Origin of the sequence: Euryhalocaulis caribicus, from assembly GCF_000412185.1 — a bacterium.
Taxonomy (GTDB): Bacteria; Pseudomonadota; Alphaproteobacteria; order Caulobacterales; family Maricaulaceae; genus Euryhalocaulis; species Euryhalocaulis caribicus.
Genome location: NZ_ASJA01000001.1, coordinates 345,357 through 370,916, shown reverse-complemented (window position 1 = coordinate 370,916; position 25,560 = coordinate 345,357). Strand labels below are relative to the sequence as shown.

The window sequence follows — 25,560 nt, the reverse complement described above, 5'->3', positions numbered from 1 at the left end:
TCTTACGTCTATCGTTGAGTGGATGATGATAATGCGCGGGACGCGCGCGTTTGCGCCGCTATCTAATCGATTGGGCGATAATTGCAACGCCTTTGAGGCGTTGGAGCGGGCAGCGGGAATCGAACCCGCATCTTCAGCTTGGAAGGCTGTGGCTCTACCATTGAGCTATGCCCGCCCGTGTCGCCACGCCTTCAATAATGGCCCGGACGGCGAACGGAAATGGTGGAGGGGGCTGGATTCGAACCAGCGTACGCATAGCGGGCAGATTTACAGTCTGCTGGATTTAACCACTCTCCCACCCCTCCAACTCCGGCGTTCGCCGCCGCGCGAGGCGCGTTCCGAATCCAGACTCGGCTCCGGGACCGTGCAAACCGCAAAGGGGCGTGATACGCGACCCCTTTAGCGAAGCAATTTTACCGGCTCCGTCCAGATCGGAGCGGGGAGATATAACGATGGCCCAAAACCCACGCAACCGCTCAAAGGCGCCCCGGCGTCAGGGAACGCAGAACAATGCCGATAATATCGCCTGGATATGGGGATCGCACGCCGCGCTGGCGGCGCTGAACAACCCGGCCCGGAAGATTCTGGGCCTCTATCTGACGCGGAACGCCGCCACCGAGGGCTTCAGCGCCTTCGCCGATCGCGCGGAGATCGTCGACCCCAAGGCGCTGAACGCCATGCTGCCCGATGGCGCGGTGCATCAGGGCGTAGCGCTGAAGACGAAACAGCCTGACGGCGTATCGCTGGAAGATCTGATTTCGCCGCCGCAAGGTCTGATCGTGATGCTGGACGGCGTGACCGACCCGCGGAACGCCGGGGCGATCTACCGTTCGGCCGCCGCATTTGGCGCCAGGGGAATCATCATGCAGGACCGCAAGGCCCCGCCCCTGTCCGGCGGACTGGCGAAAACCGCCGTGGGCGCGGCGGAAACCGTACCGACCGCGCGCGTGGTCAATCTTTCCCGTGCCCTGAACGAGCTGACAAAGCGCGGATGGCGGGCCGTGGGACTGGCCGGAGAAGCGGAGATCGCGCTGTCCGAGGCGGTTTCCGGCAAAGACGCCGTGGTTCTGGTCATGGGCGCCGAGGAAAAAAGGGCTGCGCCCGTCCGTCGCCGAGGCCTGTGATTCGCTGGCGCGCATCCCGATCAGCGATAAGGTGGAAAGCCTGAACGTTTCCGTCGCGGCCGCGGTCGCGCTTTATGAGTGGGCCAGAGGCCGGGCATGAGTGAGTTCGAAGGCGGATGCCGGTGTGGAAAGGTGCGCTTCAAGGCCGCCGGAGACCCGAAATTCGTCGCCAATTGCCATTGCGAAGACTGCCGCCGCTCCACCGGCGGGGCGTTTTCCACATGGATCGGATTCGAAACCGGTCAGGTTTCATGGCCGAATCCGCCCGATCTTCATGAGAGTTCGCCCGCAACCGCGCGCGGATTCTGCGCCGTTTGCGGAACGCCGGTGTCATTTTCCAGCGAAAAATGGGCCGGAGAGACGCATTTCCTGATCGGAACCTTCGACAATCCTGACCAATTCACGCCCACGGGCGATGCATTCGCCGCCGAAAAATTGCCATGGGTTACATTGATTGAGGAGCGATAGCGCCTTGAAACAGGTCACAATCCAGTATTCCCACCCCGCCGAAGACAGCGAATTTGCAGCCGGTCTGCGCCGGCGGGGGCTGATTCCCCTGCTGGTGAATGGCGAGTTTCTGGCCGCCACGACGCAGGAACACATGGCGCAGGCGCTGGATATGACCCGGGCGCGGCAGGCCGAGGACACGGCGTCGGAGAACCTTCGCTATCGAAAAAACCTTCTGGCGGCCATGCTGGAGGGGGTCGAGAAGGGCCCCGATACGCAGGATTTCCCCAATGACGCCCTGCTTTTGTTCATCGAGGGCGTGACTTTGCATGGCTACGAGACCGCAACAGACATTCCCTTTTGCGCGGTTCGCTTCCGGGATGACGCCGTAGAGGAGCCTGTTCTTGAAGTCCGGCCCGAGGCAAACCAATGACAAATTTCCGCCCGCGCGCCGATCTCGCCACCCATGAAGTCGCCAATCAGGCCGATCCGATGGGCGATCTGGACGCGTTTGCCGGCGATTCCATCCTGAAAACCCATGTTGAACGCGCCCTGCCCGGCGGCGACCCGGACGGCCAGGCCGCGCATCTGACCGCGTTCGGCCGCGAAACGGGGGCGCAGGCGTTGCGGGAGCTGGGGCGCGTGGCGAATGAAAACCCGCCGGCGCTGAAAGCTTTCGACCGCTACGGACAGCGTATCGACGAGGTTGAGTTCCATCCCGCCTATCATGCGCTGATGGAAACCGGGCTTTCCGGCGGCGTTTCAGCGCGCGCATGGACGCACCCTGCGGGCGGGCATGTCGCGCATTCGGCGCTGATGATGCTGATGGGCTGGTCCGATGACGGGGTCTGCTGCCCCATGTCGATGACTTATGCCGTGGTTCCGGCGCTGAAACGCGCCCGATGGTCGGCGGAAGAATGGGCGCCGCGCGTGACCAGCGCCGCGTATGACCCGCGAACCCTCCCCGCCCCGGACAAGATCGGCGCGACCATGGGCATGGCGATGACCGAAAAACAGGGCGGATCGGACGTACGGGCGAACACCACGCGCGCCGAACCGCTGGACGGGTCGGACGACGAGGTCAGCCTGACGGGCCATAAATGGTTCTGTTCGGCGCCGATGTGCGACGCCTTCCTGACCCTGGCCTATGAGGAAGCGGGGCTGTCCTGTTTCCTGGTCCCGCGCTGGACGCCCGACGGTCAGCGCAATGCCATGGAAATACAGCGCCTGAAGGACAAGCTGGGCGACCGCTCCAACGCCTCAAGCGAGATCGAATATCGCGGCGCATGGGCGCGGCGGGTCGGCGAGCCGGGGCGCGGCGTGCGCACCATTATCGAGATGGTGCACCATACGCGGCTGGACTGCATCGCCGGATCGGCCGCCCAGATACGGCGCGGGGCCGCTTTTGCCGTCCATCACGCGCAGGGGCGGGCCGCTTTCCAGAAGAAACTGGTCGATCAGCCCCTTATGCGGGCCGTGCTTTCCGACCTGAGTCTTGAGGCGGAGGCGGCCACCGCCCTCGCCTTCCTGGTCGCCGAAAGTTTCGACAAGACGCTGGCGCGCGACGATGAGGCCGCGGCGCTAAGCCGGATCATCACGCCGATCGCCAAATACTGGATCTGCAAACGCGCGCCGGGCGCGGCCTATGAGGCGATGGAGGCGCTGGGCGGGGCCGGATATGTCGAGGAATCGGGCCTTCCGCGCCTGTTCCGGCAATCGCCGCTGAACGCCATCTGGGAAGGCTCGGGCAATGTCATCGCGCTGGACGTCCTGCGCGCCCTGAACCGGGAAGATGCAGCAGCGGAGGCGCTGAAAACGGCCCTGCGCCCGGCCGCCGAGGCGCACCCGAAACTAGCCGAATGGGCCGCGTGGCTGGCCGATCCGTCAGACTCGCTGGCGCAGGGCGAAGCGTCGGCGCGGGCATGGGTCGAACGCGCCGCGCTGTGCCTTCAGGCGGCCGTGCTGATAGAACGCGCGCCGCAGGACGTCGCAGACGCCTTTATCGAGGCGCGTATCGCGGACTCCTTCCTCGCCTATGGCGCGGGGACTGCGAATGTGAAGCAGGACGTTCTGATCGAGCGGGCAGCCGTCACAACGGCTTAACCGCCCGCAGCCTTCCAGAACTCGAACACGCCCACGCCCAGGAACGTGCCCACCGCATAGCCGAGGACGCCCACCAGAACGCCGGGCGTGATCAGCTTGCGCCAGCCTTTTACGGCGGCCAGCGCCGGAGCCGTGGTTGCGCCGAGGACGGCGGCGTTGGAAGCGATGATGAGTTCGGGCAGCGATATCTTGAACAGGGATCCGAGCCCGAACACGACGAGGGCGTGGACGGCGAGGATGATCAGAACGAACACGGCCAGAATCGGCGCGACCGAGATCAGGTTCGGGATATCGGCGCCCGCCGCGATGGCGGCGAAGAAGACGAAGGCGAGGATCAGGCCCAGTTCGAACCCGCCTTGCAGTTTCTTCATCGTGTTGGGGAAAGCCGTGGCCGGAACCACCGCCAGAACGGTGATGATCAGGTAGCGATAGGGTTCGATATTCAGCCAGTCCACGATGCCGTTCGAAACCGCAACGATCAGGATGGACGCCGCCAGCGCCAGCGCCATGGAGCCGGACGTGACCCAGGCCGCATCGGTCTGCGCCATGGCGGTTTCCTGCCCGTCATCGGGCGCGTCGTCGGTGAAATCATGTTGCGGGAAACGGCGCGCCAACCACGCCCAGCCGGGCATAAGGGCCAGCATGGCGAGGAACAGCGCGCTCATCAGATTATCGATGGCGGTGGCGGCGGAGACGACATTGGCGTTGTCGAAGCCGGTGGATTCAATCAGCGCGGCATAGTTCACCGATCCGCCGACATAGGTGGCGGTGAAGATGCCGGCGAGCGCAGGCTCCCGCGCGCCCAGATCCAGCACGGCGACGCCGATCAGCGCGCCCAGAACGGTGCCCGCGCAAGCCAGCCCGAACGCGCCCAGCGTGCGCCCCGTCTCCCGCACGATGCGCCGTAAATCGGCGTCGAACAGGAATAGCGGGACGAGAACCGGGACGAGGTAATCGAACACCACGCCATAGGCCGGAGCGTCGCGGGGAATAATATGGAGATTGGACAGGACAATCGCGATCAGGATGGCCCAGACGGCGCCGGTGACGGCCTTGCCCCAATTGGTCTTTTCCAGAAGGAAGCCGGCGGCGGCGATAACGAAAAGCGCGGCAAAGACAGCGACACTGGCTTCAGCCGGAATCAGCGATCCGCCGTTGAAAAGCTCACCCATGAATCAAGAATCCCCTGACCGTTTGATCCGCAATGTAGCGGTCACAGACGGGCGCGCCAGTGCGCGCGGGCCAGAAAACCCTATTGCGGGTCCGCCGGCGGACCATCCGCCTCCCCCGCGCGGCGCTGAAGCAGCAACAGAACCAGCCAGGCCCCCGCCGCCCAGGCCGCGCCCAGCGTCCATCCGGCCAATACGTCCGTCGTCCAGTGAACGCCGAAATAGACTCGCGTCAGGCCGACCAGCATGGTCAGCGTCACAGCCGTTCCCATAACGAAAACCTTGGCGCGGCGGCGCTCCTGCACCCGCATCAGCAAGGCGCCCAGAGTCAGGTATGTGACGGCCGACAATGTGGCGTGTCCGCTGGGGAAGCTGGCCGAGAAAACCGGGACGGCCTGATAGATCGCGTCCGGACGGGCGCGTTCGAAAACGGCTTTGAGCCCGGAGGAGAGCAGCGACCCGCCAATCACCGCGGTCACGATAAACAGGGCCGCGCCCGCCTTCCGGGTGAGCAACAGGTAAACCGCGCTGATAAGGGTCACCAGGGTCAGGATGGCGATTCCGCCAAGGCTGGTGATGTCCCGCGCCATGTCTTCCAGCCAGTGCGGACCAACCGGGTTGCCCGGCTGCCCCTCCACGCGCAGCGCGTTCAGGACGGCGCGGTCGAATGCGGCCGTATCGCCTTCCAGCACCTCGCTTGCCAGCTCGACGAAGATGAAGGCCGCCCCGGCGATCAGCACAAGCAGGACCAGAACGACGATTTCGCGCCGCGCATAGTCGATCACGCGGCGGCCATAGCGCCACGCATCGCCGTGGCTGAAAAAGGTTCGGGGATCGAATTTCACGTTAGTGATATGACGCGGCGAAACATGCGGCGTCAAACGGCTATCCATCAGGCGGAACGAAGGCCTCGGCCTCGATTTCCACCAGCATGGCCGGATCGATCAGGGCGCTGACCTCGACCATCGTCGTCGCCGGGGGATGGTCCGCGAAAACGGCGCGGTGCGCATCGCCGACCGCTTCCCACCGGCTGATATCGGTCACGAACATGCGGGTGCGCACGACGTGGCTCATATCCGCGCCGACATCGCGCAGCGCCTTGTCGATCACCTGCAGGCAGCGGACAGTCTGGGCGTTGGCGTCGCCGGGCGCGACGACCGATCCGTCCTCCGCCACCGGGGCGCAGCCCGTGACCCAGATATGCGGCCCGCACCGCACGGCCCGGCAATACCCGACCCTGGCTTCCCAGGGCGCGCCGGCGAAGGCGCGGCGGGGTGTGAATTCGGTCATGGGCGGCACTCCTCCAACATTAAAAAACCTTAGGCTGACGGGCGCTGAATCCTGATCTAGACATGCGATATGCCGACGCAGCCCGCGCCCCATGCCGCCTATCCTTACCAATTGCCGATGACGCGCGAAATCGCCCATCACCGGCATGACCGCCCGTATGCCACGCTGATCCTGAGCGGCGCATACGAGGAGGCCGGGGATTCGGGACGGTGGCGCGTGGAAGCGGGCGATGTTCTGATTCATGGCGCGTTTTCCGCTCACAGAGACGGGCTGGCGCGGCGGCCATCCATGGTGCTGGACCTTCCCCTGCCCTTCAGCGCCGAATTCGGCCCCTGCTGCGGCAGGGTTCGCGATCCCGACGCCATCATCGCGGCGGCCGCGAATGACCGGGCGGAAGCGGCGGATTTACTGATCGAGATGATGACGGAAGACGCCGCCGCGCAGGGTGACGCGCCGGACCTGCTGGCGCGGGCGCTGACGCATGACGGCGCGGCGGGAATAGCGGACTGGGCGTCGGAAGCGGGCCTGACGCGGGAAACATTGACCCGGCAGTTCAGCCGGCTCTATGGCCTGCCGCCCGCGCGCTACCGGGCCGAGGCGCGCGCCCGCGCGCTACCGGGCCGAGGCGCGCGCCCGCGCGGCCTGGCGGCAAATTGTCGGCGCGGAAGACAGCCTGGCGGACATCGCGGCGCAAGCGGGGTTCGCCGATCAGCCACACATGAATCGCGGTGTCAAAGCCCTCACCGGATACACGCCGGGGCAATGGCGCCGCTGGCGCAGCGCCGCGTCACATAGGTTCAAGACCTGACGCCGCGCCGCCTTCAAATGAGGGCATGACTGACACGCTCCCCGCCGCGCGCCCCGCCCGTCCGTTTTTTCAGGTCACCGGTTTCCGGTTCCGCCTTTCCTCGCTGATCGCTCTCATTGCCGCCGGCCTCCTGATGGAGGGAATGCTGCGGCTGGGCCGAATTCCCGCCAAATGGCTTTACCTGAACGGGCCGGAGTTTTTTGACGGCCGTATCTGGATCTATGTCGGACTGGCCATCCTGTTTCAGGCGCTATTGGGGCTTCTCGGGATTATCGTGATGCGGTTCGCCCTGCCGCGAGCCGACGCGCATCTGCGCTGGCCGCCGGGGCGCAGCTATGCCGGGCTCGCGCTGCTGATCGGTGTAACGATGGGGCTGATCATGCTGGTCGCCGATTACTGGCCACAGATGCTCTCCGGCGGACCTCTGAACGAAACCTATCCTGTCGATCCGTTGGACTCCCCCGGCTGGCTGGCGGCGCTGGCGATCACTGGACTGGCGGAGGAAACCATCTTCCGCGGGCTGCTGGTGGGCGGGCTGGTCTTGTTCCTGCCGGGGCGCGTGCGGGCCGGCGCGTTCGAGATTCCGCTGGCCGGGGTGGCGGTTGCGCTGATGTTCGGCGTGGCGCACTGGCAGGCCTTTATCGTCGATCCGCTTCACATGGCCCTCGCGCAGCAGAGCTACGCCTTCGCCTGGGGGCTGATCTATGTCTGGCTGATGGAGCGGTCGCGCAGCCTGCTTGCCCCGATCATCGCCCACGGCGCGGGCAATTCGACAGAGGTGGGCCTGATCATGCTCTGGACTGTCGCGGCGGGCTGACCGGCCTTTACAGCTGGTCCAGCGATGGGCCGCCTTCTTCGCCCAACCAGCCGCGCCCAGCCTGCTGACGCGCCAGCGCGGCGCCGTCGACATCGCCCCGGGCCTCGCGGGCCATGGCCAATCCCCAATAAGCCCAGGCATTATCGGGGTTCTGCACCAGCGTGCGATAGAATTCCTGCTCGGCCCGGGGAATCTGGCGGTCCATCAGGAGCGCCGCCGCGTAGCTCTGCCGCACTGGATAATACCAGTATGGCGGCTCCGTATAGGGCAAAGCGTCCTGTATCGCGGCCGCCGCGCCAAAATGATCAATGGCGGCGGCGTAATCCTCATCGGCGACCGCCGCGCGGCCCAGCACCACCTGATGCATGATTTCCACGACTTCCAGCGCAGGAACGAAGCCGTCTATCAGGTCCTGAAAATCTCCCTCCGCTTTCAGGGCGGAAATCTCTTCGGCCGTTTCACGCGCGGCGGGTGCGTCGCCTGAACGGGCCTGCGCCTCCCCCCGCGCATAAAGCGCAGCGGCTTTCAGGAAATCATGCGCGCCGTCAGGCGGGGCCGAACGGGCCAGAATGGTTTCGGGGGCCTCAAACTGAACCGCGGCCAGCGTGGGCGCTGCGGCGATGGGCGTCACCCAGGCGGCGGTCTTCGCCATTTCCGGCGGCAGCGCCTCGGCCAGTTTCGGGCCGAAGGCGGCGACGGTTTGCGCATCGCCGGCGCGCTGGGCGGAAGTCAGCACGAAATGGACATTGTGCGGATAATAGCCGTAGCGATAGACCGGGCTGGCGTCCTCGCCCGCAGCGTCCAGATACGCCTCATCGGCCACCACCGCATCGATATTGGTTTCGATGGAATCGGCAAAGCGGCCGATCCGGTAATAGGTGTGGGACGGCATATGCACCAGATGGCCCGCCCTGGGGGCCAGCGCCGCCAGACGCTCCGCATAGGGCTCCGCGCGCCATGGATTGGCCGAGGCTTCCGTGGCGTGGATATAGAGATGGATGGACGGCGCATGGTCCGGATTGCGCGTTAACACGCGCTCCAGCCGTTGCAACGCGGCCTCCATGCGCCCCTTGGGGGTCAGCTGGTCCGCTTCCCAGTAGTCCCAGGCTTGCGTGTCCATTGCCGCTTCAACCGCCAGCGACTGAATTTCGTCATTGTCCGGATAGGCGTCCGCCGCCCCGGCCATGGCGTCGGCGAAGGCGGCGTCCAGCGCCGCGCGGTCCGCGTCCGGCGCATCGGAATAGCGTGTCTGAAGCGCATTTATGAGGGCTTGCTCCGTCGGACCGGCGCTATCGCTGCGGGCTAGAGCGGCGCGGGCCGTCTCCAGGGCGCGCGCATTGTCGTCCGGGTTCATGGGCGCGTTGATGTTTGGCCCCAGCGCCCAGGACTCGCCCCACAGGCACATGGCGCAATCAGGATCAGCCGCCTGCGCGGCGCGGAAGGACTGGATGGCGGCGGCATGGTTGAAGGCGTTTGCCCAGCGCAGACCTTGCAGGAATTGCTGACGCGCTTCGCCGCTGCCGGTCGTGACCTCCAGATAGGACGGGCCGAGGCCGGTGACGGGATCCGTCGCCGCGCCCTCGCCCAGACCGGCATCCTGTGCATAGGCCGAGGCCGCCGTCAGGAAGGCCGAACGGCGTTTCAGAAAACCATTGCCGTCAGGGCCGCCGCACAGCGTACGCGCTACCGAGAGCGGATCCGTGGGATCAAGCCGAGTGCCAGCCGTTTGCTGCGGCGCGGAGGCGACATGAACGCCCCCGACCGCCGCAAACGCCAGCGCCGTTCCAAAAAGAACCCGAATTTTCATGGATGCCTCCCCAGGCGATGAAGCCCGGGGAGGATATCACGGCCGGATAATTGCCAGAAGCAATTAAAAGCGAGGAATGATCCCCATCAGCCCTGCGGCTTCATCAGGTCCATGGCGATGGCGGCCATGCTTTCCGCGCCCATCGTGACGGACGCTTCCGGGTCCGGCGCGAAATAGGCCGAATGGTTCGGGGGCGGGCCCTGATCCTTCGCGGCGTATTCGTCGATCACCGATTGCGGCGTGCCGCCCACCCAGAACATGAAGGCGGGGATATCCTCGTCGGTGCGGCTGTAACGGGAGAAATCCTCGCCGCCGGTGATCGGGTCCATCTGCACGATGGCTTCCTCGCCGAAGCGCGCTTTCAGGACTTCGACGCCCTGCGCGGTCAGCTCCGGGTCGTTATAGGTGGCGGGCGTATAGGGCTCCTCCACTTCAACGACAGGCATCAGATCATCGGGGACGCCGAAGGCCTGCGCCTGTCCCACGGCCACGCGCTCAATACCTTCAAGCAGATCCTGACGGACCTCGTCCTTGAAGGAGCGGACCGTGATCTGGAGGTGCGCCTCCTCGGGGATGATGTTGTGCTTGGTGCCGGCATTGATCGCCCCGACCGTCACCACGCCGGTGTCCAGCGGATTGATGTCGCGGGAGACCAGCGTCTGCAGGCCGGTGATGATGTAGGCCGACAGCGCAATGGGGTCCTTGGCCGTATGCGGCGCGGAGCCATGACCGCCAATGCCTTTCACATGGACGTCGACGGAGTCGACATTTGCCATAGCATAGCCCGGCACATAGCCGATCTTGCCGGCCGGGATGTAGGAAAATGTGTGGAAGGAGACGACCGAATCCGGCTGGGGGAAACGCTCATATAGACCGTCCTCCAGCATGTCGCGGGCGCCGAGGCCGATCTCTTCGGCCGGCTGGCCGATCAGGACCAGGGTGCCGGACCATTCATCCTTGCGCTCCGCCAGCTGGCGCGCGGCGCCGACCAGCGCGGTCATGTGGGTGTCGTGGGCGCAGGCGTGCATGACAGGCTGCATCTGGCCCCGGCGATCTTCCTGTGTCGCGGTGGAGGCGTAATCCACGCCGGTTTTTTCTTCCACCGGCAGGCCGTCCATGTCCGCGCGCAGCATAACGGTCGGCCCCTCGCCGTTCTCCATCGTCGCGACAAGACCTGTGCCGCCAACATTCTCCGTCACCTCGAACCCTGCCGTGCGCAGCTCTTCAGCCAGACGCGCCGCGGTCTCATTCTCCATCAGGGAGAGTTCGGGATTGGCGTGAAAATGCTTGTAGAGATCGCCCAGATAGGCGTCGTAATCGCTCTGGATCGCGGACTTCAGATCATCCTGAGCAAGGGCCGGAGCGGCCATGACGAATGTGGCCGTGGCGGCCAGGAGCATGCGGCGCATATGATTTTCCCATCGCATTATTGATTTCGATTGCGCGCATTCGACCGTGGCCGCGGCGCGCCGTCAATGCGACGGGGAAAACATTATTCGCCGCCACCGAAGCGGGCGGACCATTCCTCGATCTGTTCGTCCTCGATCTTGGCGAACAGCACGTCCGGCGGCTGGATGGCATGGCCGTGAGGCAGCCGGTCCAGCAGGGCTTTCGGATCGCTGAAATCCCAGTTTCGCTGATCTTCCGGCACGTCCAGCGCGTCGAGAATTTTCTTCGCCGCGAATGGCACGAGCGGCTGGGCGATGAGGCCGAACAGGACCGCCAGGTTCAGGCCCGTGCGCACGCCGATGGCCGCGGCATCCACATCCTCCTTGTATTTCACCCAGGGTTCGGCGCGGGTGAGATATTCGTTGCCGGCCGCCCAGATGGCGCGGGTTTCCGCCGCCGCCTTGCGGAAATCCATGGCGTCGTAGTGGGCCACAAGCTGTGGCAGGCGCTGTTCCAGCTCCGCCGCGATCCAGGCCTCCGCTTCGCCCGGCTCTCCCGCCGCGGGGACCGCACCGTCGAATTTCGAGGCCGTATATTTGGTGATCCGGTTGATGAAATTGCCGAGCGTGTTGGCGAGGTCGGCGTTCACCGCCACCTGGAACCCTTCCCAGGTAAAGGCAGCGTCCGAACCCTCCGGCGCGTTCGCCATCAGGTACCAGCGCCAGTAATCGGCGGGCAGCAACGACAGCGCCTGGTCCATGAAGACGCCGCGCTTGTTCGACGTGGAAAACTTGCCGCCATACCAGGTGACCCAGTTGAAGGCTTTCAGCCGGTCCACCGTTTTCCACGGCTCCTCGGAGCCCAGTATCGTCACGGGAAAAGAGACGGCGTGGAAGGCGACATTGTCCTTGCCCATGAACTGGACATAGGAAACATCGTCCGCGCCCTTGTCGGTGCGCCACCAGCGCGCCCACTCCCCGCCGGTCGCCTCGGCCCATTCGGCAGCGGCGGCGATATATTCGATGGGTGCGTCGAACCAGACATAGAAGACTTTTTCCTCGAACCCCTCACGCGGTTCGCCGTCCTTCAGCACCGGCACGCCCCAGTCCAGATCGCGGGTGATCGCGCGGTCCTTCAGCCCTTCATCCAGCCATTTATAGGCGATGGACTTGGCCAGCGAAGGCCAGTTATCGGCTGCATCCACCCAGTCGCGCAGACGGTCTTCCATCTTCGACTGCAGGAGGTGGAGGTGACGGGTCTTGCGGACTTCCAGATCCGTGGAGCCGGAAATCGTGGAACGCGGGTTTTTCAGGTCAACCGGATCCAGAAGCGACCCGCAATTATCGCACTGGTCTCCCCGGGCGCGCTCAAATCCGCAAACCGGACACTCCCCCTCGACATAGCGATCGGGCAGGAAGCGTTTGTCGGCGTTGGAATAGACCTGCTCGTCGACGCTCTCGGCGATCAGGCCCTTGTCCTCCAGAACCTGCGCGAAATGCTGGGTCAGTTCGGAGTTCTGAGGATTGGAGGAGCGGCCGAACCAGTCCCAAGACAGGCCGAACTCCTCCCCTACCCGCTTTTGCAGCGCGTGCTGTTCGTCGCAATAGCTCCGCACGTCCATCCCGGCTTCGGCCGCCGCCAGCTCCGCCGGGGTGCCGTGTTCGTCGGTCGCGCACAGATAAAGGACCTCGTGTCCTTCCAGCCGCTTGACCCGCGCATAGACGTCCGCCGGCAGCATGGAACCGGCCAGATTCCCCAGATGCTTGATGCCGTTGATATAGGGCAAGGCGGACGTGATCAGGATACGGGCCATTTGTTTTCTTGTCGGCTTTCTTTGTGAAGGGACGTAAAATCAGGCGTCAGCGGCCATGAGTCGCCGCAAAAATAACGGGCGGGTCATAACGCGCCCGCCCTGGGGAGGAAACATCATGCCTAAGATTGCAGGAATCAATGTGGTTGCCGTGATTGTAGCAGCCATCGTCATCTATGCCGTCGGCTTCCTTTGGTACGGCGTACTGTTCTCCGAGGCCTGGGTCAGCGCCATGGGCTACACGGAAGCCGAGCTGCAGGAGGGAAGCCCCGCCTGGATGGCTGTCGGCTTTATCATTTCGCTGCTGACCGCAATCGGCCTGGCCGTCGCCCTGCGCTGGAACGCCATTGCCTCTCCTGCTGGCGCCGCACGCCGCGCGGGGGTGCTGTGGCTGTTCTTCGGCCTGTCATTTTGCATGTATGGCTGGGTCTACAGCCCCGCCCACTCGACAACGCTGTTGCTGATCGATGCCTCGCACCTTCTGGTGGGCTGGGTTGCCGCAGCCATCGTTCTGAGCCTGTTCAGAGACTAGAGTTTATTTAAATTCAGCAACTTAATGGCCCGTCAGCGTCGCTGGCGGGCCTTTTTACGTCGCATTTTTTATCGTTTATGAAAAAAACTTCATCGAAAAACGATAAAAACCACTTGACCGTTATTCGATATGGATTTATCGATAATCAACAAGACGGGAAAACAAGCCCCGCAACGGAGCCGCCAAGAGCTCCAAAAGTGAAAAGAGAAGTCGTTAAACCAAGGAAGAAACAAAATGCTCAGTCTCGACAAAATCACCTCCGCTATGGTCGGCGCCAGCTACACGCTGCTGACCGTGTGCGTCGCGGCGGTCTTCGTGTCGGCCTTTACCCCGACCGTCATCTAACCGCCCAACCGAACACCGTCTCGGCGGTCCGCATCGTCGAAAACCCCATCGAGCAGCCCCACGCAGCGGCCCGCGAGACGGAATAGAAGCCCCCGGTTTCCCCAAAACCGGGGGCTTTGCTTTATGGAGAAGCCTGAACGGTCCGCCTTGCCGCCAGGCGGTCGCGAAGCGAAAACCGGGTGGTCAGCACGACCGCCACAAAGGCCAGCCCCGCGGCAAGCCCCAGCCATATTCCGACCCCGCGCATGCCGAACGTGAAGGCGCAGACATAGCCAAGCGGCGCGCCGACCAGCCAGTAACCGGCGATCGCCACCATCATCGGAATTCGGGTATCGCTCAGCCCGCGCAAAGCGGCGGCGGAGACCACCTGCCCCGCGTCCACGAACTGAAACAGGCCCGCGACGACAAGATAGGAGGCCGCGAGGGCCACGCTGGCCTGATTGGCCGGATCACCGGGATCCAGATAGAGCGAGACCAGCGCAACCGGCGCGATCAGGAATAGCGTGCAGGTCGTGGCCGCGAACCCCGCCGCCAGCGCCAGCGATGCGTAGCCCGCCTTGCGGACCCGCTCCGGGCTGCCTGCCCCGTGGGCCAGCCCTACCCGGATGGTTGTCGCCTGGCTGAGGCCGAACGGCACCATGAAGGCGATGGCCGCGCATTGCACCGCCACGGCGTGGGCGGCGAGTTCATTCACGCCCAGCCAGCCCATCATAATGGCCGCGGCGGCAAAGATGCCGACCTCCGCCACCATGGTCATGGCGATCGGCGTTCCGATACGGAAAATTTCACGGAACTGCGGCCAGTCGGGCTTCCATATCCGCGCCAGCACCATGTAGCGCCGGTAGCGGCGATGACGCGTGATATAGACCAGCAACATCGCGAACATCGCCCAGGCGGTCAGCGTGGTGCTGACGCCCGCGCCCTGAAGCTCCATCCGCGGAAATCCGAAATTGCCGAACATCAGCGCGTAATTGCTTAACGCGTTCAGGACGACGCCGAACAGCGTGACACCCAGGATCACCGGCGTATCCCCCCGCGCGGAAATCAGCGATTTGGGCGGCGTGAGGAGAATCGCGGCCGGAACGGCCCAGGCGGCGAACAACAGATAGTCGCCCGCCATCACTGTCAGGTGCGGCTCCTGCCCCAGCAGCCGCAGAAGCGGGCCGCCGTTCAGCAAGAGCGGCACGCCGATCAGGCTGAGCAGAACGGAGATCCACAGCCCCGGCCGCACCGTGCGCCGCACCAGCCGGTAGCGGCCCGCGCCGATCGCCTGCGAAATCATCGGCGCGGTGGCTGTCAGCAAACCGATGCCCCCGATCATCACCGGGTGGACCAGCGTCATGGCGATCGTGCCCGCGGCCAGCGGCTCCGGCCCCAGCCAGCCCATCATGATGACGTCGGTCGTGGTCAGCGCCATCTGCGCCATCTGCGCGATGATCAGCGGCCAGGCGAGCCGGAACGTGGCGCGGAATTCGTCGCGCCAGCTGACTGAAATTGCGTTCCGGTTGCTCATGTCTCGCGCCGCGCCGTTCAATAGCCTTGCCGGGCGTTCCTAAGCCAAGGCGGCGGGAAGTCGACCCCTGATCCCCATGCGTTCCCGCATGTCAGCGATCAGGAAAAAACGGGCCGGGTCACCATGAGGGCGAAAATCGCAAGAACTCCCGCGAAAGCGGGCCATCCGAGACGGCCGAGATCTGTATGAACCGGCGGACGCCATTCGCCTCGCACGCCCGGAACACGCTCTCCGCGCCGGATATGTGCGCCGTGCGGGTGGAATCCCCGCCGCCGTCCTGCAGCACGCCGACGCAATTTATGACAGCGTCGACGCCGTTCAGAATTTCCGCCCAGCGGGGCGGTGCCGGCGGATCGGCGAAATCGATCTCGGCCCAGTCCCAGAACGCATAACGGCGCCGGGCGAAATCAATGTCCCGCCCGGCGCCGCATACATCATGGCCGCGTTGTGAGAGGGCCGCCATCAGTTGCGCGCCGACAAACCCGTAACCGCCGAGTATCAGGACGCGCATGGTCTGGCGTCAGCCCCTAGAACGGGATTTCGTCGTCGAGTTCGAAATCTTCCTTCTGACCGCCGCCGGAGCCGCCGCCAGACGAATAACCGCCCTGGTCGCTGGAGCCGCCGCCATAGGAGCCGCCGCCCTCGCCCTTGGAGTCGAGCATCTGAAGCTCGCCGCGGAATTTCTGCAGCACGATCTCGGTCGTGTATTTGTCCTGCCCCTGCTGGTCCTGCCATTTACGGGTCTGGAGTTGACCCTCGATATAAACCTTGGAGCCCTTGCGCAGATAATTCTCCGCGACCTTCACGAGGTTCTCATTGAAGATGGCGATGGAGTGCCATTCCGTCTTCTCGCGCCGCTCGCCGCTGGCCTTGTCACGCCAGTTTTCCGAGGTTGCGAGACGCAGATTGGCGACGCGATCGCCGGAATTCAGCGAGCGGATTTCCGGGTCGCGCCCCAGATTGCCCACCAGAATGACTTTATTGACGCTGCCGGCCATGAGACCTCTCCATACCGATTCTTCGAATTCGCTGTGTTGCTTATGCCGCGAGCGGCTTGCCATCTAAAGCGTCCGCCCCATCTGGCCTGTGGATGACGGCGCGGGCGGCGCATAAGATGTTCACATTATGTTCGCATCGTCAAACATCCTGTCGTAAAAATACGGCGAAGTTCGATTCGCCGGCTCGAGACGTTTAAGACGGTCCTATGGCTGAAAGCTTGAAATCCATTCGCGTGCAGGGCGCGCGCGAACACAATCTGCGCGACGTCACGGTCGAGATCCCTCGGGACGAGCTGGTGGTGATCACCGGCCTGTCCGGGTCCGGCAAGTCGTCGCTGGCGTTCGACACCATCTATGCCGAGGGACAGCGGCGCTATGTGGAGTCGCTGTCGGCCTATGCGCGCCAGTTCCTGGAGCTGATGCAGAAGCCGGACGTGGATTCGATCGAGGGTCTGTCGCCGGCGATCTCCATCGAGCAGAAAACGACGTCCAAGAATCCGCGTTCCACGGTCGGCACCGTCACCGAGATTTACGACTATATGCGCCTGCTCTGGGCGCGGGTGGGCGTGCCCTACTCCCCCGCCACGGGCGAGCCGATCACCAGCCAGACGGTGAGCCAAATGGCCGACCGCATTCTGGCCATGGACGAGGGCACGCGGCTTTACCTGCTGGCCCCCATCGTGCGGGGCCGTAAGGGCGAATACCGCAAGGAATTCGCGGAGCTGATGAAGCGCGGTTTCCAGCGCGTGAAGGTGGATGGCGAATTCTATCCGATTGAAGACGCGCCGGAGCTGGACAAGAAATTCAAGCACGACATCGACGTGGTCGTGGACCGGCTGGTCGTACGCGAAGGTCTGGAAACGCGGCTGGCGGATTCGCTGGAAACCGCGCTGGAGCTTGCCGATGGCATCGCCGTGGCGGAGCTGGCCGACGAAACCGACAAGAAGGGCAACGCCGAGCGGATCATCTTCTCGGAAAAGTTTGCCTGTCCGGTTTCGGGCTTCACGATCCCGGAGATCGAGCCGCGCCTGTTCTCGTTCAACAACCCGTTCGGGGCCTGCCCGGAATGCGACGGGCTGGGGCTGGAGCTTCAGTTCGACCCGGCGCTGGTCGTGCCCGATCCGTCCAAGAGTCTGGACGCCGGCGCGATCAAGCCATGGACCCGGACAACCTCGAAACTCTATCTGCAGACGCTCCGCGCACTGGCCAAGCACTACAAGGCGCCGATGACCAAGCCTTGGCGGGAGCTGGATGAGGATTTCCGTCAGGTCGTGCTCTATGGCACGGGCGGCGACAAGGTCCGCTTCACCTATGACGACGAGGTCCGAAAGTTCGAGACGACCAAGCCGTTCGAAGGCGTCATCCCCAATCTGGAGCGCCGGTGGAAGGAAACCGAGTCCGCCTGGATGCGCGAGGAGCTGTCCCGCTTTCAGTCCGCCGCGCCTTGTGAGCGTTGCGGCGGCAAGCGCCTGAAAGACGAGGCGTTGGCGGTAAAGATTGACGGTATCGATATATCCGCGGCCGCCGAGAAATCGATCCAGCACGCCCGGGAATGGTTTGACACGGTGGAGGCGACGCTGTCCGAAAAGGACAAGGCCATCGCCTACCGGATCCTCAAGGAAATCCGCGAGCGGTTAAAGTTTCTGGTCGATGTCGGGCTTGAGTATCTCACGCTAAGCCGTTCTTCCGGAACGCTTTCCGGCGGTGAAAGCCAGCGCATCCGGCTGGCCAGCCAGATCGGCTCCGGCCTCACCGGGGTTCTTTATGTGCTGGATGAACCCTCCATCGGCCTGCACCAGCGCGACAATGAGCGCCTGCTGGAAAGCCTGCAGGGGCTGCGCGATCTGGGCAATACCGTGATCGTGGTGGAGCACGACGAGGAAGCCATCCTGACCGCCGACCATGTCATCGATATGGGTCCGGCGGCGGGCGTGCATGGCGGCCATGTGGTGGCCGAGGGCAAGCCGGCCGAGATCATGGCCAATCCGAAAAGCCTGACGGGCAAATACCTGTCCGGCGAAGCGGAAGTGCCCCTGCCCGATCAACGGCGCAAATGTAAGGCCAAGCGCGTGGTCACCGTGAAAGGCGCGACGGGCAATAACCTAAAGGACGTCGATGCGGAGTTTCCGCTGGGGCTGTTCGTGTGCGTGACGGGCGTGTCGGGCGGCGGCAAGTCCACCCTGACCATCGAGACGCTCTACAAGGCGGCCGCGCGCCACCTGAACGGGGCGTCCATGCCGCCGCTGCCCCATGACGACGTGCTGGGCCTGGAGCAGCTGGACAAGGTTATCGATATCGACCAGTCGCCGATTGGCCGCACCCCGCGCTCCAACCCGGCGACCTATACCGGCGCCTTCACCCCGATCCGGGACTGGTTCGCGAACCTGCCGGAGTCCAAGGCGCGCGGCTTCAAGCCCGGACGCTTCAGCTTCAATGTGAAAGGCGGCCGCTGCGAGGCGTGCAAGGGCGACGGCGTCATCAAGATCGAGATGCATTTCCTGCCCGACGTCTATGTCACCTGCGATGTCTGCGACGGCGCGCGATACAATCGCGAAACGCTGGAAATCAAATATAAAAACAAGTCGATAGCCGAAGTTCTCGATATGACGGTGGAGGAAGGCGCCGCCTTCTTCAAAGCCGTCCCGTCCATCCGGGACAAGCTGGTGACGCTGGAGCGTGTGGGCCTCGGTTATGTGAAGATCGGCCAGCAGGCGACGACTCTCTCCGGGGGCGAGGCCCAACGGGTCAAGCTGGCGCGGGAGCTGTCCAAGCGTGCGACGGGACGCACGCTCTATATTCTCGACGAACCGACGACCGGTCTGCACTTCGAGGACGTGCGTAAGCTGCTGGAGGTGCTTCAGGCGCTGGTGGACACCGGCAATACCGTCGTGGTGATCGAGCATAATCTGGACGTCATCAAGCAGGCGGACTGGCTGGTGGATATCGGCCCGGAAGGCGGCGACGGCGGCGGCGAGATTGTCGCTGCGGGCTCTCCGGAGGACGTGGCCAAGGTCGAGCGGAGCTGGACCGGGCGTTTCCTCAAGCCTGTGCTGGACCGTCATGCCGAACGGGCGAAAGAACAGAAAAAAAGCGCCTAGAGCACGAACAGCCAGACCAGCACTCCGCCCGACGCCAAAGACGCGGCCAGACCCAGAAGAACCACGAATCCGTCATGGCTGGTCAAGCCGAGAGACAACAGCACGACCGCCATCCCGGGGATGACGATGCCGCCCGGAATGACGGAAAACGCGAACATGGCGAACCCCATCGCAAGGCAGACCAGCGACACGAGCCACGCCGAGGCCGGGTTCAGGAGCTGTTCCAGGCGCGGCTTGAATAGACGGTCCACCCGTGCGAGCCAGGGTTTGAACCGGTTGACCATTTTGTCGAAGGAATCGCGCGGTATGGCCGCCCTGCGCAATGGGCCGGGCAACCAGAGCTCCCTGCGATTGAAGACGAACTGAACGGAAATCAGCACCACCAGAAGCGCAGCGCCCCAACTGACGCCCGGCAGGGCGCCGATGCCGGGAAGCACGGAGATCAGGGCCGGGACCAGCAGGAGCGGCCCGTAGGAGCGCGGTCCGAAAGCGGACAGGACTTCGCCGACGTCCAGCTCATCGTCATCGTCGTCTTCGCGGGACTGGATTTTCTCCAGCACCTGAACAAGCGTCATGGGACGCTTATCGTCGCCATTGTTTGCCATCTGATCCGCCTTAATCTGCTGATCAGAACGCAATCGGGGTTTGATGGTTCACCCCGCCGGGGCCTTGCGCCTGCCAATCAGGGCAATACCCAGAGCAATCAGCGCCAGCAATCCCGCACTGATCGCCATGGATGGTTCGAAAGCCTCGACTTGCGTTGCTTCCATGAACGCTTCCACGGAGACCGCCGCCGGATTGCTCCCTTCGCTGCGCGCCGCCAGACCGGCGATGACCGCAACCACCAGCGAGAAATTATACGCGGCGTGGGCGCCGGCGACGCCTATCACCGAGCCCTCCCGGATTGCGTAGAAAGCGAAGGCTGTCCCGACAAACCCTACCCCTGCTATCGCCACCAGCCCCGCCATGGGCGCCAGCAACACGTAATGAACATGCGCCAGCGCGAAGGTTATGGAGCTGATGATGATCGCCATGGCCGCGCCGCGGCGCGCCGCGATGGCGGACAGCATCCAGCCGCGAAACGTGAACTCCTCGGCGCCGGACTGGATCGCGAACATGACCGCCAGAGCGGCAAGGATGACAAGCCAGCCGGGGGAGCCGGCCATCAGGCTCAAACCTTCGATCAGCGCGCCCGCCTCGTCAGGCGCCATCGCCGCGTCCACGCCGATCATAACGGCGGCAATCATCAGACCGGCCGCCAGCCCTCTCACATAGCGGCCAAAGCTGTTGGGGCCCGTCCATCCTGCGGTTCTGACCGAACGCCTTTCGAAGCCGCGTAGCCAGAAGACCGTGACCAGTATGAGGAACCCGAAGCCCACGGCGATCCCCGCCGCCAGAGGCCAGAACATCAGATCCGGCGTCGCCTCGCCGCCTGTCAGGACGCCGCCGGCGGCAATCCCCACGAACACGATCAACAGAACCGGAAGCTGGATCAGGGCGACAAAGCCCAGCGCCACCAGCGGCGCGGCCCAGACATAGGTCAGACGCGCCGTGTCAGGCGGCGGGGGGAAAACCGCGCGCTGGCCGCTCACGTGCGGTTTCCATCCTCGTCATCGGTTTCGGTCGGCTCGCTGTCCGGGCTGGAGGGCGCCGGTGCTTCGTCACGCTCCGCGTCTTCAGTCCGAGTTTCCGTATCCGTGAGATCCTGAGACTCATCCTCATCGGCCTCGGTCGCGGCGGCCTCGTCATCCCGGACTTCGGCGGCCTCATGTTGAGACGCCTCCAGCGCGGCGATCGCGCCCGTGACAGGGTCAGGATGTTCTTCCTCCTCCGGGGCGCCGGATTCCGGCTCCGCCTGCTCTTGAGCGCTTTCGGCTTCATCAGGGGCTGGATCATGCGGCGGCGCCTGATCGGCCGCAGCCATTGCAACCGGCGCCGCGGCGGCCGTCGCCGCAACCGGGATCGTCCCGGCGTCTTCTTCGGACTCCGGCTCGGCCGATGACCCGGCCGGGCCGGGCTGGACCGGCGCCGGAATTTCCGCTTCCGCCTCAGGGGGCGGCGTATCCAGCAATGCGCGCTGCTTGACGCGATAGGCGTTGATGCCGGCGAATGACGCCTGCAGCAGGAATTGCGGGATCAGGGAAACGAAGGTCAGAACGCCGATGATGATCAGCGCGTCCCGGCTCAGAAACTGCTCGAACATCGCCATGATGTCTTCATCGCTCACCGTGTCGGGATCGACGAACATCATCTCGCCGAAATTCATTCCGGCCACGACGACCAGCACGACCTGGCCAATGGTGGATACGGCGAATGAGATCGCGAAATAGATCAGATAGGCGATGACGAACGCGCCCAGCATCGTCCAGAAAACATCTTTCGTGGCGCCAAATGCCCTGAAGAAGCTGAAGCGGCGGTCATGGATGGTCAGCGCCGCCGCCGGGGCGAACTTTACGCCGACCCAGATCATCAGCCACAGGCTGACAAGTATGAACAGGACCGCCCCGGCCATCAGCGCAGTGCTTTCCAGCGCCGCCCCTGCCGACAGCAGCACCATATTGGGCACCCAGACCAGCAACATCAGGATCACCCAGAAGACCGAGATGATCATCAGCTGGAATTCGCCGCCGCCAAAGCGCGGCATGGCGCTGCGCCCGTAAAAACCAGCGCAGAAGCGCGGCGTCGAACACGGCGTAGACAATCCAGTAGAAAAGGAAGGCCGCCGCGCTCATCAGCCAGATACGGCTGGTCGCCGCGAAAAACTCTGCCGGCGTCTCCGGTTCATTGCCTGCAAGGGCGTAGAAATTTTCAAAGAAAGGCAGAACGGCCCAGATCAGCCCGGCGGCGAACAGGATGTGCAGGATGGCATAAACCGCGAATATCAGAACCAGTCCGCCCATGCGGCCCGATCCGGCATATTTGAATACGTGGAAAGCAGCGTCTCCCAGATCGAAATCGCGCTCCACGGCGTCGGCGCCCTGTGTCATCGTGCTATCTCCCCAACTCGCGCAACCGCGCGGCCTGCCTCTCTTGCGGGCCGCCGTTCATGCGAAACCTATCGCATTAAACTCTATTGCAGGAAGCAAGAGCTTGAATTTTTAACGAAATCAAGCGGTCTCTCGTGGCGGGCGAAGACCTTTATAAAGATAGGCGTAAAGCCCGGCCCCGACCACGCCCATGGTCGCCGACGATATGAACTGGATGACAAAGGAGACGATCACCGCCCCGGTTCCGGCGGCGGCGATCTGTGGAGCCAGAAGGCTCTGGACCAGGACCAGCGGAAGGAATAGCGGCAAAAGCGCCAGAACCAGCGCCGCGAAAATCCGCAAGGCGGAGCCCTTGGTCCACCCCCAAGCCGCTAGCAGGACGAACCGGCGCTCGGCGATTGTCGCGGCCATCGCCAGGGAAAGCCGGACATTGACCCAGACGACAAGCGCCACAATGGCGATCATGCCGATGATATATATCGTCCCCGCGGCCGGCCCCAGAAGCGAAATAAAATTCGTGTCGGCGCCGATCGAGGCAGACTCGATCGCCTCCAGCCCGACATCGGACGCTGCAACGCTCATGACCACCAGCATCAGCGGGAAGATTGCGACTATCGCGACCAGGATGACGAACAGGCCAAGGGCGGCGATCACGCCCGCCAGCCGCAATTCATCCGACCCGAAGCTGACGCCGAACTGCCCGGCGTCTTCGGGGCGCAAGGCCAGCCTGTAGAGCGCAGCCTGATAGACAACGAACCCGGCCAGACCGGCGACAAGGCTGAGGAAGGCCAGCCCCGGCGTGATCGAACCCGGCGCAGCCATGGACGGATAGGCCAGAACCGCCCCCGCCAGGCCGGCGATCAGGGCCGCCGGAACAGCGCGCAGCCAGTGGCTGACGAAGAAACCATAGGCGGCCTGAACCGTCTGGATAATGGGGACGCTGCCCTGCGGTTCGTTCATTCGTCTGCCCGTTCCTTCCAGCCTTGAATTCAGCAGATCGCTTAGCATCACTTGACCGCGCCGCCAAAGCCGCGGGCTCACGCAAAAAACGTCTTTTCCACCCTTGCGCGCAGCGTTGCGATCGGCCCTGATTAAATACGGGCGGAGACGAAAGGCCATTCATGTCGAAATTTTCCAGCGGGGACGCCGCAATTTACGGTTTTACGCTTTTCAAGCGCGCCCCTGAGGCGGTCATCGGCATTCTAATTATTTTGCCGGTTATTCTGGTTTTTCAGACCGCCTTTTCACTCTGGCCCTACCTGACCGGCTGGCAAGAGGGCGGCATTGATTTGCTTGACCGCATCGGCATGACATCCGTCGGGGGATGGGCCCTGCTTGGCGTTCTTGGTGTGCTCTTTTCCTATGTCGCCAGCTACATGGTTCAGGGCGCCATTCTGCGGCCGCTGACAAGAGAAGGCGGTAATGGCGGAAACCTGGGCCTGAAGATCGGCATGGATGAATTGCGGCTGTTCCTCCTTTCGCTGTTATTCGCCGCCGGTTTAATGGCCATCTATCTGGCGATCTTTATTGTCGGCATGGTGCTGGGCCTTGCTGCGGGATTGATTGGCCAAGCCACCGAAACCGGCGGCGTCCTGAGCATCGCCGCAATCATCCTTGTCACAATTTCAGCCCTGTGCGCCCTGCTCTATTTTTCCGTGAGACTGTCGCCGATCTTCGCCGCCGCAGTTGGCGAAAGGCGATTTGCCATCGCCGAGGCATGGCGCATGACGCGCGGCCGGTTCTGGGAAATTTTCGGCGCTTATGTTCTGGCGTTTCTCCTGACGATTGCGTTCGCATTCGCCATCTGGATCGCCGCCTTCATCCTCATGGTCAGCCTGGCGATCTCCATGGAGGGCCTTGCAGACACGCTCACCAGTTCGGAGACCGTGTTCGCTCCGGCGGGCGTCGCCCTTCTGGTTGCCGGCCTGATCCTTTTTGGCGCGCTCTATCTGGTGACGATGCTGCCTACGATGGGCGTGGGCGCTTATGTCTATCGCCACTGGGCGCAGCAACGTGACGTGGCGAACCCCGAACACGGCGGGGCATCGACGGCCTAACCGCCGCCGTCCATCGTTTCGGCTTCACCAGAACCCGCCAGCCGGCGTTCCGCCTCGAACATATAGTCGCGGGTGATGGGCAGGGCGTTGCCGCGCTTGGCCAGCTGGATCTGGAACACCATCTGGCCGCCATTGCGGAACGCCACCTCCGCGCCGGCCAGATAGAATTCCCACATCCGGCAGAAGCGTTCGTCGTAGATCTCCAGCGCCTTGTCCCGATTGGCCATAAATCGCTCGCGCCAGGCGCGGCACGTTTCCGCATAGTGAAGGCGCAGGATCTCGACATCGGTAACCCATAGACCGGCCCGCTCGATGGACGGGATGACCTCTGACAGCGCCGGGATATAGCCGCCGGGAAAGATATATTTGCGCAGCCACGGGCTGGTCGAGCCCGGCCCGTTGCCGCGCCCGATGGAATGGATGAGGGCGACTCCGTCATCCTTCATCAGGCGCGCGACCTGTTCGAAATACTCATCGTAATTGCCCGGCCCGACATGTTCGAACATGCCGACCGAGACAATCCGGTCATAACCGGCGCGAGTCTGGCGGTAATCCTCCAGCCGGAAATTGACCTGACTCTCCAGACCGGCCCTGTCGGCGCGCTGACGGGCAATCTTGATCTGCTCCTCCGACAAGGTGATCCCGTCCACCCGAACGCCGCACGCTTGCGCCAGATACAGCGCCAGCCCGCCCCAGCCGCACCCGATATCCAGAACGCTCTGATCCGCCTCCAGCATCAGCTTGGACGCCAGATGCCGTTTCTTTTTCAACTGGGCCGTTTCCAGATCGTCCCCGGGCGCGCCGAAATAGGCACAGCTATATTGCCGGTCGGAGTCGAGAAACAGATCATATAATCCCGCGTCCAGATCATAGTGGTGGGCAACATTCTGACGCGCGCTCTTGGTTCTGTTCCGCGTCTGGAAAGGCCGCATGGTCCGGCGGACGCGCTTGAGGAATTTCTTCAGCGGGAAATCAAGTTTTGCGCGGGTAACGAGGTCGAGGAAATCATAGACGCTCCCCTCCTCCACCGTCAGCGCGCCATCCATATAGGCCTCGCCCAGCCGCAGCTCGGGGTCCAGAAACAGACGGCGCTGGGCGGCCCTGTCGCGGATGCGGATGGTGACGGAGGGACCGGGCGACGCGCCTGCATAGACATGGCGCTGGCCGCCCGCGTCGATCACCGTCAAACGGCCTTCACGGATCAGATGCTTCAGCAACTTGCCTGGCAGGAACATGGGCGCGTCCCTCTTCAAATGCACGCTGGAG

Annotated in this window: 24 protein-coding genes and 2 tRNA genes; 10 read left to right on the top strand and 16 right to left on the bottom strand. The window is 63.7% G+C overall.

All coding sequences use genetic code 11. From position 1 onward, the window contains the following. Positions 1–101: 101 nt before the first annotated feature. Both L338_RS01805 and L338_RS01800 read right to left on the bottom strand, forming a co-directional pair. A tRNA-Gly gene (locus tag L338_RS01805) sits at positions 102–175 on the bottom strand. A gap of 45 nt (positions 176–220) precedes the next feature. Continuing rightward, a tRNA-Tyr gene (locus tag L338_RS01800) sits at positions 221–305 on the bottom strand. Between the two features lie 147 nt (positions 306–452). On the opposite strand from L338_RS01800, the gene L338_RS01795 reads away from it, so the two are divergent. From L338_RS01795 to L338_RS01780, 5 genes are read left to right on the top strand one after another with little or no spacing between them, the layout of a single operon-like run. Further along, positions 453–1,124, top strand: a complete 672-nt coding sequence (locus L338_RS01795; protein ID WP_241762221.1) for a TrmH family RNA methyltransferase — start codon at positions 453–455, stop codon at positions 1,122–1,124. Then, positions 1,096–1,224 carry a TrmH family RNA methyltransferase gene (locus tag L338_RS18155; RefSeq protein WP_338390199.1) on the top strand — a complete coding sequence of 43 codons (129 nt, stop codon included), beginning with the start codon at positions 1,096–1,098 and terminating at the stop codon, positions 1,222–1,224. Before L338_RS01795 ends, L338_RS18155 begins: the two co-directional genes overlap by 29 nt. Further along, positions 1,221–1,592 carry a GFA family protein gene (locus L338_RS16195; RefSeq protein WP_022696649.1) on the top strand — a complete coding sequence of 124 codons (372 nt, stop codon included), beginning with the start codon at positions 1,221–1,223 and terminating at the stop codon, positions 1,590–1,592. The genes L338_RS18155 and L338_RS16195 overlap by 4 nt, the downstream gene beginning before the upstream one ends. Before the next feature lie 4 nt (positions 1,593–1,596). Beyond that, positions 1,597–2,004, top strand: coding sequence for a hypothetical protein (locus tag L338_RS01785; RefSeq protein ID WP_022696648.1), 408 nt, complete (start codon positions 1,597–1,599; stop codon positions 2,002–2,004). Continuing rightward, positions 2,001–3,674: an acyl-CoA dehydrogenase family protein gene (locus tag L338_RS01780; RefSeq protein ID WP_022696647.1), complete on the top strand. Its 1,674-nt coding sequence runs from the start codon at positions 2,001–2,003 to the stop codon at positions 3,672–3,674. Before L338_RS01785 ends, L338_RS01780 begins: the two co-directional genes overlap by 4 nt. Here the strand turns inward: L338_RS01780 and L338_RS01775 are convergent. The 3 genes from L338_RS01775 to L338_RS01765 form a co-directional block, all read right to left on the bottom strand. After that, positions 3,671–4,846 carry a DUF819 family protein gene (locus L338_RS01775; RefSeq protein ID WP_022696646.1) on the bottom strand — a complete coding sequence of 392 codons (1,176 nt, stop codon included), beginning with the start codon at positions 4,844–4,846 and terminating at the stop codon, positions 3,671–3,673. The two genes, L338_RS01780 and L338_RS01775, sit on opposite strands and share 4 nt — an antisense overlap. 80 nt (positions 4,847–4,926) lie before the next feature. Next, the gene (locus L338_RS01770; protein ID WP_206740762.1) at positions 4,927–5,688 is read right to left on the bottom strand and encodes a phosphatase PAP2 family protein; all 762 of its coding nucleotides are present in this window, start codon (positions 5,686–5,688) and stop codon (positions 4,927–4,929) included. Positions 5,689–5,728: 40 nt separating this feature from the next. Then, a complete protein-coding gene (locus L338_RS01765; protein ID WP_022696644.1) occupies positions 5,729–6,133 on the bottom strand; it encodes a RidA family protein in 405 nt (134 codons plus the stop codon). 565 nt (positions 6,134–6,698) lie between these two features. On the opposite strand from L338_RS01765, the gene L338_RS18170 reads away from it, so the two are divergent. After that, a complete protein-coding gene (locus tag L338_RS18170; protein WP_081639420.1) occupies positions 6,699–6,941 on the top strand; it encodes a helix-turn-helix domain-containing protein in 243 nt (80 codons plus the stop codon). Between the two features lie 25 nt (positions 6,942–6,966). Next, positions 6,967–7,758 carry a CPBP family intramembrane glutamic endopeptidase gene (locus L338_RS01755; RefSeq protein ID WP_022696643.1) on the top strand — a complete coding sequence of 264 codons (792 nt, stop codon included), beginning with the start codon at positions 6,967–6,969 and terminating at the stop codon, positions 7,756–7,758. 7 nt (positions 7,759–7,765) lie between these two features. On the opposite strand, the gene L338_RS01750 is transcribed toward L338_RS01755, so the two are convergent. The 3 genes from L338_RS01750 to metG form a co-directional block, all read right to left on the bottom strand. After that, the gene (locus L338_RS01750) at positions 7,766–9,565 is read right to left on the bottom strand and encodes a tetratricopeptide repeat protein (protein ID WP_022696642.1); all 1,800 of its coding nucleotides are present in this window, start codon (positions 9,563–9,565) and stop codon (positions 7,766–7,768) included. An 86-nt stretch (positions 9,566–9,651) separates the two neighbouring features. Then, positions 9,652–10,974 (bottom strand): M20 metallopeptidase family protein, encoded by a 1,323-nt coding sequence (locus L338_RS01745; protein ID WP_033310309.1) that lies wholly within the window; start codon positions 10,972–10,974, stop codon positions 9,652–9,654. 83 nt (positions 10,975–11,057) lie between these two features. Further along, positions 11,058–12,767 (bottom strand): methionine--tRNA ligase, encoded by a 1,710-nt coding sequence (gene metG / locus L338_RS01740; RefSeq protein ID WP_022696640.1) that lies wholly within the window; start codon positions 12,765–12,767, stop codon positions 11,058–11,060. Between the two features lie 148 nt (positions 12,768–12,915). On the opposite strand from metG, the gene L338_RS16190 reads away from it, so the two are divergent. Beyond that, positions 12,916–13,296: a DUF1761 domain-containing protein gene (locus tag L338_RS16190; protein ID WP_161624588.1), complete on the top strand. Its 381-nt coding sequence runs from the start codon at positions 12,916–12,918 to the stop codon at positions 13,294–13,296. 466 nt (positions 13,297–13,762) lie between these two features. Here the strand turns inward: L338_RS16190 and L338_RS01730 are convergent, their stop codons facing one another. From L338_RS01730 to ssb, 3 genes are all read right to left on the bottom strand, one after another. Continuing rightward, entirely contained in the window at positions 13,763–15,154 is a 1,392-nt protein-coding gene (locus L338_RS01730; RefSeq protein WP_022696637.1) for an MATE family efflux transporter, read from the bottom strand. A gap of 118 nt (positions 15,155–15,272) precedes the next feature. After that, positions 15,273–15,665: an NAD-dependent epimerase/dehydratase family protein gene (locus L338_RS01725; RefSeq protein WP_022696636.1), complete on the bottom strand. Its 393-nt coding sequence runs from the start codon at positions 15,663–15,665 to the stop codon at positions 15,273–15,275. A 16-nt stretch (positions 15,666–15,681) separates the two neighbouring features. Then, positions 15,682–16,152 carry a single-stranded DNA-binding protein gene (gene ssb / locus L338_RS01720; RefSeq protein WP_022696635.1) on the bottom strand — a complete coding sequence of 157 codons (471 nt, stop codon included), beginning with the start codon at positions 16,150–16,152 and terminating at the stop codon, positions 15,682–15,684. Positions 16,153–16,358: 206 nt separating this feature from the next. Between ssb and uvrA the strand changes: the two genes are divergently transcribed. After that, positions 16,359–19,250, top strand: a complete 2,892-nt coding sequence (gene uvrA / locus L338_RS01715) for an excinuclease ABC subunit UvrA (RefSeq protein ID WP_022696634.1) — start codon at positions 16,359–16,361, stop codon at positions 19,248–19,250. Here the strand turns inward: uvrA and L338_RS01710 are convergent. The 4 genes from L338_RS01710 to L338_RS01695 all read right to left on the bottom strand — a co-directional run bounded on the left by L338_RS01710 (position 19,247) and on the right by L338_RS01695 (position 23,197). Beyond that, positions 19,247–19,825, bottom strand: coding sequence for an exopolysaccharide biosynthesis protein (locus L338_RS01710; RefSeq protein WP_161624587.1), 579 nt, complete (start codon positions 19,823–19,825; stop codon positions 19,247–19,249). The two genes, uvrA and L338_RS01710, sit on opposite strands and share 4 nt — an antisense overlap. A gap of 78 nt (positions 19,826–19,903) precedes the next feature. Then, positions 19,904–20,842: a CPBP family intramembrane glutamic endopeptidase gene (locus L338_RS01705; RefSeq protein WP_022696632.1), complete on the bottom strand. Its 939-nt coding sequence runs from the start codon at positions 20,840–20,842 to the stop codon at positions 19,904–19,906. Continuing rightward, positions 20,839–21,894, bottom strand: a complete 1,056-nt coding sequence (locus L338_RS01700) for a hypothetical protein (protein WP_022696631.1) — start codon at positions 21,892–21,894, stop codon at positions 20,839–20,841. Before L338_RS01700 ends, L338_RS01705 begins: the two co-directional genes overlap by 4 nt. A gap of 463 nt (positions 21,895–22,357) precedes the next feature. After that, the gene (locus L338_RS01695; RefSeq protein WP_022696630.1) at positions 22,358–23,197 is read right to left on the bottom strand and encodes a hypothetical protein; all 840 of its coding nucleotides are present in this window, start codon (positions 23,195–23,197) and stop codon (positions 22,358–22,360) included. A 161-nt stretch (positions 23,198–23,358) separates the two neighbouring features. Between L338_RS01695 and L338_RS01690 the strand changes: the two genes are divergently transcribed. Next, a complete protein-coding gene (locus tag L338_RS01690) occupies positions 23,359–24,294 on the top strand; it encodes a hypothetical protein (protein WP_022696629.1) in 936 nt (311 codons plus the stop codon). Here the strand turns inward: L338_RS01690 and L338_RS01685 are convergent. After that, positions 24,291–25,529, bottom strand: coding sequence for an SAM-dependent methyltransferase (locus L338_RS01685; RefSeq protein WP_022696628.1), 1,239 nt, complete (start codon positions 25,527–25,529; stop codon positions 24,291–24,293). The two genes, L338_RS01690 and L338_RS01685, sit on opposite strands and share 4 nt — an antisense overlap. Between the last annotated feature and the right edge of the window lie 31 nt (positions 25,530–25,560).